6 protein-coding genes are annotated in these 9251 nt (G+C 40.9%); 1 reads left to right on the forward strand and 5 read right to left on the reverse strand.

The window, feature by feature from the left end; genetic code table 11:
* Together R2B77_RS17190 and pruA are read right to left on the reverse strand one after the other, a co-directional pair.
* Nucleotides 1-1185 (reverse strand): ornithine--oxo-acid transaminase (locus tag R2B77_RS17190; protein WP_322555768.1); only part of this gene is annotated, 1185 nt, incomplete at its 3' end.
* Nucleotides 1186-1271: 86 nt separating this feature from the next.
* Nucleotides 1272-2816, reverse strand: a complete 1545-nt coding sequence (gene pruA, locus R2B77_RS17195) for an L-glutamate gamma-semialdehyde dehydrogenase (protein ID WP_203249245.1) — start codon at nt 2814-2816, stop codon at nt 1272-1274.
* Between the two features lie 132 nt (nt 2817-2948).
* Here pruA and R2B77_RS17200 point away from each other — a divergent pair, with 132 nt between their 5' ends.
* A complete protein-coding gene (locus tag R2B77_RS17200) occupies nt 2949-4265 on the forward strand; it encodes a sigma 54-interacting transcriptional regulator (protein WP_322555769.1) in 1317 nt (438 codons plus the stop codon).
* Between the two features lie 73 nt (nt 4266-4338).
* On the opposite strand, the gene yugI is transcribed toward R2B77_RS17200, so the two are convergent.
* The 3 genes from yugI to R2B77_RS17215 all read right to left on the reverse strand — a co-directional run bounded on the left by yugI (nt 4339) and on the right by R2B77_RS17215 (nt 9133).
* Nucleotides 4339-4713 (reverse strand): S1 domain-containing post-transcriptional regulator GSP13, encoded by a 375-nt coding sequence (gene yugI, locus R2B77_RS17205; protein ID WP_203249247.1) that lies wholly within the window; start codon nt 4711-4713, stop codon nt 4339-4341.
* Nucleotides 4714-4813: 100 nt separating this feature from the next.
* Nucleotides 4814-6955 carry an RNA polymerase sigma factor gene (locus tag R2B77_RS17210; protein ID WP_203249248.1) on the reverse strand — a complete coding sequence of 714 codons (2142 nt, stop codon included), beginning with the start codon at nt 6953-6955 and terminating at the stop codon, nt 4814-4816.
* Between the two features lie 36 nt (nt 6956-6991).
* Entirely contained in the window at nt 6992-9133 is a 2142-nt protein-coding gene (locus R2B77_RS17215) for an RNA polymerase sigma factor (protein WP_203249249.1), read from the reverse strand.
* Between the last annotated feature and the right edge of the window lie 118 nt (nt 9134-9251).

A 9251-nucleotide genomic window follows, 5' to 3' on the forward strand; every position in this document is an offset into this window, starting at 1 on the left:
AAAAACTTTTTTAATTCTTTCGAGTGCCCAATCTAACTCTTCTTTTGTAATGATGAGTGGTGGTGCAAAACGGATTACTGTATCATGTGTTTCTTTACAGAGTAGACCAAGTTCTTTAAACGCCTCGCAGTATGGGCGTGCTTCTTCTGTTAGTTCAACACCGATAAATAATCCACGTCCTCTTACTTCTTTAATCGACGGATGGTTAATTTTCTTTAGCTCTTCCATGAAATAGTTTCCTAGTTCTAATGAATTTTCCGCTAATTTCTCATCTTCTAGTACTTCTAGTGATGCGATAGAGACTGCACAAGCCATTGGATTCCCACCGAATGTCGAACCGTGTGACCCTGGATTGAAGACCCCAAGAATTTCTTTGTCTGCTACTACACAAGAAATAGGGAATACGCCACCGCCCAAAGCTTTTCCAAGAATATACATATCCGGTTCCATACCTTCCCATTCACAAGCAAACATTTTCCCAGTACGGCATAGGCCAGCTTGGATTTCGTCAGCAATGAATAGGACGTTATGTTGCTTACAAAGTTCACGTGCAGCTTTCATGAAGCCTGCTGGTGGAATAATAATTCCTGCTTCCCCTTGAATTGGTTCGATTAAGAATGCAGCCGTATTTGGCGTAATGGCTGCCTCGAGCGCTGCGATATCACCGTATGGAATCAAGTCAATACCCGGAAGCATCGGACCAAATCCACGCTTGTATTCTGCTTCTGATGATAATGAAACTGCCGTCATTGTACGACCGTGGAAGTTACCGATACAAGCAATGATTTCTGCTTGACCTTCTGCAACTCCCTTGACATCATAAGCCCAACGGCGTGCTGCTTTAATAGCTGTTTCAACAGCTTCTGCACCCGTGTTCATTGGTAGTGCCATTTCCTTACTAGATAGTTGACAAATTTTTTCATACCACGGACCGAGTTGGTCGTTGTGGAAAGCCCGAGATGTCAGTGTTACTTTATCCGCTTGATCTTTAAGTGCTTGAATAATTTTCGGGTGACGATGTCCTTGGTTAACAGCTGAATAAGCTGATAGCATATCCATGTACTTGTTACCCTCCGGATCTTTCACCCAAACCCCTTGTGCTTCTGAAATAACGATTGGAAGTGGATGATAGTTATTCGCCCCAAATTTCTCTGTCTGAACAATCACTGTTTCTGATACTGACATACATTTTCCTCCCCTTTGTGGTTATGTATTGGCCAGACCTACCTTATGGATAGGTCTGGTTTTTAATTTGATTCAAATAATTTGAATCAAAATGTTTCAGATGTTGTTTTACCTTGCATATGAAGCTGTAGGTAATCAGGACCGCCTGCTTTTGAATCTGTACCAGACATGTTGAAACCACCAAATGGTTGGTAACCAACGATTGCGCCTGTGCAATTACGGTTGAAGTATAGGTTTCCTACGTGGAAATCTTCACGCGCTTGTTCGATATGGAAACGATTATTTGTAATAACTGCTCCTGTTAAACCGTAGTCCGTGTTGTTGGCAATTTCAAGCGCTTCTGTAAAGTTTTTCGCTTTCGTTAAGCCGACAACTGGACCAAAGATTTCTTCTTGCATGACGCGTGCTTTTGGATCAAGATCCGCAATGACTGTTGGCGCTACGAAGAATCCTTTTGAGCTATCTCCTGTTCCTCCAGCGATTAAACGACCTTCTTGTTTACCAATTTCAATGTAGCTCATAACTTTATCGAAAGAAGCTTGGTCGATAACAGGACCAGTGAAGTTAGATTGATCTGTTGGGTCACCGTACGTCAATGCATTCGTCAATTCTTCAACACGAGCTACAACCCGATCGTAGACATCTTCGTGAATGACTGCGCGTGAACATGCAGAACATTTCTGTCCGCTGAAGCCGAATGCAGATTTAACGATAGATTGTGCCGCAAGCTCTAAATCTGCTTCGTTATCCACAACAATCGTATCTTTACCGCCCATTTCAGCAATAACACGTTTCAACCAAATTTGTCCTTCATTGACAACTGCTGCACGCTCATAAATGCGTGTACCGATTTCACGTGAACCCGTGAAGGAGATGAAACGCGTTCTTGGGTGATCGACTAGGTAGTCCCCAACTTCAGCGCCAGATCCTGGAATGTAGTTCACGACACCAGCAGGCATACCTGCTTCTTCAAGCACTTCAATGAACTTGTAAGCGACAACAGGTGTTGTCGATGCAGGTTTTAGAAGAACTGTATTACCTGTTACAAGTGCTGCCACTGCTGTTCCAGCCATGATAGCAAATGCAAAGTTCCAAGGTGAGATGACGACGCCCACACCAAGTGGAATATAGTCAAAACGGTTGTACTCGCCTGGGCGACTTTCAACAGGAATACCATCTTTCAATTTGAGCATTTGACGTGCATAGAACTCTAAGAAATCGATAGCTTCAGCCGTATCTGCATCGGCTTCGTTCCAAGGCTTTCCAGCTTCTTTTGTTAATAATGCTGAGAATTCGTGTTTACGGCGACGAATGATTGTTGCTGCTTTGAATAGGACATCCGCACGGAATTCAGGCTTTACTTTTTTCCATGTGTTAAATGTTTCATCTGCAACTGTCATTGCTTTTTCAGCTAACTCTCTGCTCGCTTTAGAAACAGATCCAATAATTTCCGCTTTGTTTGCAGGATTTGTTGACACTAATTTTTCTTCTGTCATAATGCGCTCTCCACCAATAATCAGCGGGTAGTCTTGGCCAAGGTAGCCTTCGACTGTTTTTAACGCCTCAAGGAATGCTTGCTTGTTCTCTTCTACAGTAAAATCTGTGAATGGTTCGTGTTTATAGGGAATCATGTTGTTCCTCCTTTTTTAGTAGAACGCAAAAATTATTTGCACTTAGTAATTGATTACATATATAATAATGCAAAAGATTGTTGCAGATTTCAAGTGTTATTCGTTATTTGTTCACAAAAAATTTATTGGACGGTGATTATATTGAATAATAGTGATGAATCACTCCTTCCCTTTTACTCGTTTGCAGTCGGTCATGCCGGTGTCGGCATTCATGCTATCGATCAAAATGGCTATACTGTCATTTACAATAATAAGATGAAAGAAATTGAAGGTCTTGCCCTCGAAGATGTAGGCGATCGCTCAATTTTAGAGCTTTTCAATTTTGAACAGCAGGAAAGCACACTGCTGAAAGTATTGCAAAGCGGCAAGGAACAATTGAATGTCAAACAAACCTATTGGAACAGAAATGGTACAGAAATTACAACTATCAATGATACATACCCCATTTACGATGGGACAAATCTCATTGGAGCTGTCGAACTCGTCCGTGATGTGACTGCCCTCGAGAAATTCGTTCTGCAGCCCTTTCGAAAAAATAGTGATCCCGTTACGTTCAATCAGGTCATCGCTGTCTCCCCTCCAATGAAAACTGTCATTTCGACAGCTAAAAAAGCTGTGCGTGCAAAGTTGCCCGTTTTGCTAATTGGAGAATCTGGAACGGGCAAGGATCTTATTGCAGAAAGCATTCATAATGAATTGTCGCCTTCCAACGGTCAGTTCTATACCCTTTTCTGTCATAGTTCAGATCCGACTTTAATCGAGCGCCTAAGCAAGGACTTGAATGACCCGGAGCCTTTCACACTATTTTGCGAGCGTATTGACCTACTGTCCACGGCATTGCAGCAAAAATTATTGGCGCTCTTGAAAAAAACACCTGCTGGCAACCGTCAATTTATCGCCAGTATTGGTGATGACCCAGTAGAATTGATTGCCTCAGGGGCTCTTTTGAAGAACTTATATTATTTTTTCTCCTCATTTACGATTCGAATTCCGCCCCTACGAAAGCGGAAAGAAGATATCATACCTTTCATTTCTGCTTATTTTACGCGGCGTAGTGAACGTTACGGATCAGCACTACAAGGGCTCGAACAGGAAGTCGAGCAGCTTTTTCTCGGCTATCATTGGCCAGGTAATATGCGTGAATTGGAGTTTCTTCTTGACGAAATTTCTTCACTTGCTACACTGGAAACAAGTGTCACAACTGAAATGCTCCCCCTTCATTTTCGAATGAAAAGTAATGAAATTACGGATGAGCCGATGCAGGCTGCAGACTTTATTGTCCAACCAAATAAAGATTTGCCACCATTGGATCAATTTTTGCGCGAAGCGGAAGTATATTACTTACACAAGGCGATGAAGCTCAATGAGGATAATATTACGAAAACGGCGAGTGCACTCGGTATGAGTAGGCAAAATTTGCAGTATCGTTTAAAGAAAATAAAAAAATGAGGAACTAGGCTTAGCTGCCTGTTCCTCATTTTTTAGTGTCTAATCTCCAGCGCCTAGGCGCTTCCGCTTTTCATTAGTGACCCGATTTTTCAATCCAGTCTTGCAGTTTGTCTTTCAGTGAGTTAAATCCATCCGCGTCACGCTCATTGACACGGGCTTGTAATGATTTACGTGGATTGTCATCTTTCCGTGTAGATGGCGGTGCTTCGAGTAACGCACGAATCGAAAGACTAATTTTCCCTGCATCTTCATCGACTTCAAGTACTTTCACATTGACCTCTTGACCAACCGTAAGAAATTCATTAATATCCTTCACGAAGCCGTATGTTATTTCTGAAATGTGGACAAGTCCCTGTGTTTCTTCATCAAGCGCAACAAATGCTCCATACGGTTGAATTCCTGTTACTTTGCCGGAAAGCTCTTCTCCAGCTTCATATTTTCTCGCCATTTGAAACAGCTCCCAATCTATTTTAATAGTATATCTGCCGCCACAAGGGCCATCAAAATTATACCATATTTAGAGGGGGTGGGCAAAATCGTTTGGCGATTCATAGGCTTCCTTCTTCGATAATGATTGATTCTACTTGCCATACTTCATCTTCCGCGTAAGTCATCCATACGTTATAATACATTTTTCCATTTCGTTCGAATTCAATCGGCGCAAGCACTTTGTGACCATCATCCATTTTCAATGACGGGTCAAATCGGATGGAGTCCGTGATATCTAAAAGAGCAATCTCTTTGGCAGTAGATTCTTCTAAACTTGAAACGCGAGATGCTGGGTCTGTTAAATGCCACATCATGACTGAATCGTCCTTATCATTTGCATAATAAAATAAACCTACAATAAATAATGGGTGGACATTTCTCAAGATAGTTCGATCATAAGCAATCGAAAATTCATCGTAGAGACCAGCAACTTCCCTATTTAGATGATTGTTTGGAAGTGCAAAGACCTTCTCACTATAGGCTACCTGGATAGGTTGCACTCCAAATTGCGCCAACTTCCCAATTGATGCATAAGAATACGCCTCATGAATTTTCCAATTATCCAATGAATCACGAAACTTCGAGTGTTTCCAACCGGACGCCTCCATCTCCCCAACAATCTTGGTCATAATCGCACCAACTCCTGAATCAGTACCCAGTAATGCAAGCCGCCTCCAAGCATTACGATGTACTTCGCTAATGGAACCATCATTATTTTTGAATTCCTCGATGGTCTTTCCTTGCAGGATGGCGTCAAGGAGGTTCAGCATGGTCCCTTCCATCGAGTACCCCATCAATTCATTTCTCATTGACGCAATAAGCGTTTCTTCCATTTCTTCAATAAATCCAGTCGTTTCATCAATCGAATACAAAAGTTTTTCGTTCATAATAAACGGTTCCCTTTCGTATTGCGCGAGACGAATGCCCGCTGATTCATGTAAGGCAGCACGAAGTTCTGTAACGAATTCGCTATGTCCTACTGCATGTTCCGGTAATAGACGCTCGATATTCTGACCGGTAAATGCTTGAACGACCTCAATTGTATTTTTCGAGTAGCCCTGTTGTTGCATTTCCGAAGTATCCGCATCGAAGGTTCCAGTTTCAAGCGCTTTACCGAGCCTATTATAGTCAGCATTGCTATATAATTCATAAAGCGAATAGCTCATCATATCCACACTCATAAGATAAGCTTCGACAAACAACCTACTTTGTTCTGCATCATTGACAAACGGGGTAGCAAATAATTCGTCGGCATACTCTGATGGCAATTTCACCACTTCAGTCAACTCAAGGAGCCAAGTTTCCGCAAGCTGACGATCGATTTTTTCACCTTGTTGATTTTTATCTTCAAGCTCCATCAGTAAAACGTTAAAGTGTTCTCGAGCACCCCTGAAAAAATTCATGCGATTGAAAAGCTCATCACTGACACCGAGAATTTTTTGCTTACCGGCAACTCGTTCTGCAAATTCTTTTTTAAGCCCTTCGATATACTTGCGATCTGACCGAAGTTCCCAGTCTTCACCTGTAAAAAACGTACTCCCCACTAGACTCATTAGTATTAAACCAAGGGCGGTTGCAATTAGCCATCCTGCCCAGCCACGTTTCTTACGATTTTTTTCAATTGGATCACTAACAGAAATCATCGACTTCCACACATTCTCCACATTAAAAAGAATAGGCAGACGGGCATATGATTTTCCAAGAAGTTCGAAGCGTTTTTCAAGACGTTCTGTCGATGACTCATTGATTGCTTTACCGAGCAACTCCCTTGCAGCTCGAATCCTCACTTCAACTTCTGATATTGGCAAATCAGTAAAGCCCGCAACTTGCTTATTATCCAGTCCATGAAACACTTGAAGCACAAGCGGCACACGGTATGTCTCTTCCAGGTCTATGATTGCTGAATGAAGTTCTGCATCTTCCCCGAAACTAAAAATATCATCTAATAAGGGAGCTCTCTGCTGGAGAGTTGCAATCTTTTCAAGCACCCTTTTGTAAATGTTACATTTCCGAAAATCCAAATTTTCTAGTTCATTATAAATTTCCTTACATACAGCTTCAGTTATCTGCGCAGCTTGTTCCTGCGTATAGCCATTTTGAAATGCGAAGCGTTCGATGTTGCGATGATGATTGTCCATCCATTCCTCGAATGCAATGAAATCACCACCCTTTACTTTTTGATTATCACCAGTTTCATCCATATGAAAACACTCCTTTTAACGCAATCAACAACTAACTTATTCATGTTCCAGCATATCTAAATTGATGGAACTAATTTTCCAACTAGCAGGTTCATCCGCTATCATGTCAACTGCATAATAACCATGGTTTCCCTTTTGGAGTACAATTGAACCGACTGATGATTCTCTTTCTTCGAATAGAAGTCCATCCAATTCATTGAGTTGAAAATCCTCTTGTTGCCAATCCACAAGATAATCTTCCAGCGATTGCGGATTATCCTCAGGTTTATAAAGATGCCACATCGTTACTGGATCCCCAATAGCATTTGCGAAATAATACATGGCGAAAATAACGAAGGGATGTGCATCTTTTAGCACAGCCGGATCATGGTTTGACGAGTAAAGATTGTACGTTTCCTCAACTAACTCTTCAAAGGATAGATCGGGGAAAGTAACAATATCAAAGCCTTGGTCAGTTTGTAAAATTCCTGTCATTACAAACGAATGAAGATTTCCCGCTTTAGCTAATCCCATTGCATAATTTAAATGATAGTAGGTAAAACGACTTTGCATTTCGGAATTTGCCCATCCACTCGCTTCCATTTCACGAATGATGTTTCTCATGACATGAGCAGACGGAGATCCCTTACCACCTGACGCAATTTTCTTCCAAGCAGACCTTATCTCTTCTTTTATTTTTCCGTCGGAGCCAAATATCCGATTCGTTTCAGAGTCGGTAATCAATACATAAAATAATCTTGAATAATAATCTCTTAGCGATAGATAAGGGATTTCAAGTTGAATATCCGGCCCCGCCAATAATGTCCTTTCTATTTCTAATAGATTCCCAATGCTTTCTTCATAAGTACTAACCAACTTCGGTTGAGAGATATAGGATGAAGATTCTAACAGCGCTAAATAACCAGCAAGATCCTCGTGGATTGAAGCTTTAATCCTGCCACTTAGCTCATTCCTTGCGAAAGAAGGAACCAATGCCGCCCATTCTGAAACAGAATCAATGTACAAATTTTGTTTCTCCATACTGTTTAGCGCATTTTGTAATTCTTCTGGATACGTTTCTTTCTTTTCAAGAAATTTTTCGATTTGAAATTGTCCTTCAGACATCGCCTCTTCAATAAGCTGTTGATGCTGATAAATAGATGCCACGTAGGATTGCTGAATGCTAAAAATCTGTTTTACATAATTACTAATAAATTCCATACTCTTATCTTTATCATCTGTTAATGGATGTTTAATGAGCTGTTCAACCATTTCAGATGGTAGCTCTATCGATTTTATAATTGCGGCATATTTGTTATTAATTGTTTTTTTGTTGATTTTTCCATTTTCCACAATATTTTTTTCTTCCTCTTGGAGCATTGTTTCGAAATCCTCTCGTGCTTGTTTTCCGTACTCGGTAAAGTAGTAATAGTTCTGCTGGTCTTCCTCAGTGCTTTCTTTCAATCCTAATTGTGCATAACGATTCCCTATTTCTTCTTCAAAAGATGTTTTTAATTGCTCGATATATTTTTCTGCAGCTATTTTTTGACGCTCTTCATCTGTAAAGACCGGGATGATTACAAGCGCAGCTAAAGTCAGTATCCCAGCAACCCAGGAAATCAGTGCCTTTTTCGAAATCGGTTGTTTCTTTATATCCCGTTCACTTACCTCTTCTTTCCGGGGCGCAAAGACTTGATCTTTTCGGAATGATGAACTGATTCTTTCATACGATTTTTGCAGAAACTCCAGCCTTTTATCCAAATGCGAGTTATCAATTTCAATAATAAGTTGTTGGATTGCTTGTCTGATAGCCTCTCTAACAGCCTCCTCAGAAATCTCCAAAATCGTTGCGATTTCCGCCTCACTCATATTATGAAATCGTGAAAGGATTAGAGACACCTTCGCTTTTTCTTCTAGTGCATTAATCTTTTCATGCAATTGCTGATCCTCTTCAAACGGCAAAATCGTTTCTTCCTCGGAATCGCTCTGTTGCGCATGCACAAGCTGATCTAGAGCAATTTTATAAATCGATAGCTTTCCTTCAACCATTTTCTCTTCATTATTATAAATTGCACGGAATGTTTCCACCGTCAATTGCGCGGCTTTTTCTGATGAATAACCGTATTGAAATGCAAAACGTTCGATTTGATGTGCATATAGGTCCATCCATTCCTCAAATAAAGCAATGTCTTCCTTCATCCCAGTTACCCCCTAACACAAAAGATTCCATCTCTTCCCAGTATATCAAACCGAACTGAAAAGGTTTGGTTTATAACAAAAAGGCTATCCCAACACACGAGGCCACTGAAAAAGTCCT

This window comes from Sporosarcina beigongshangi, assembly GCF_033485195.1.
GTDB classification, from domain to species: domain Bacteria; phylum Bacillota; class Bacilli; order Bacillales_A; family Planococcaceae; genus Sporosarcina; species Sporosarcina beigongshangi.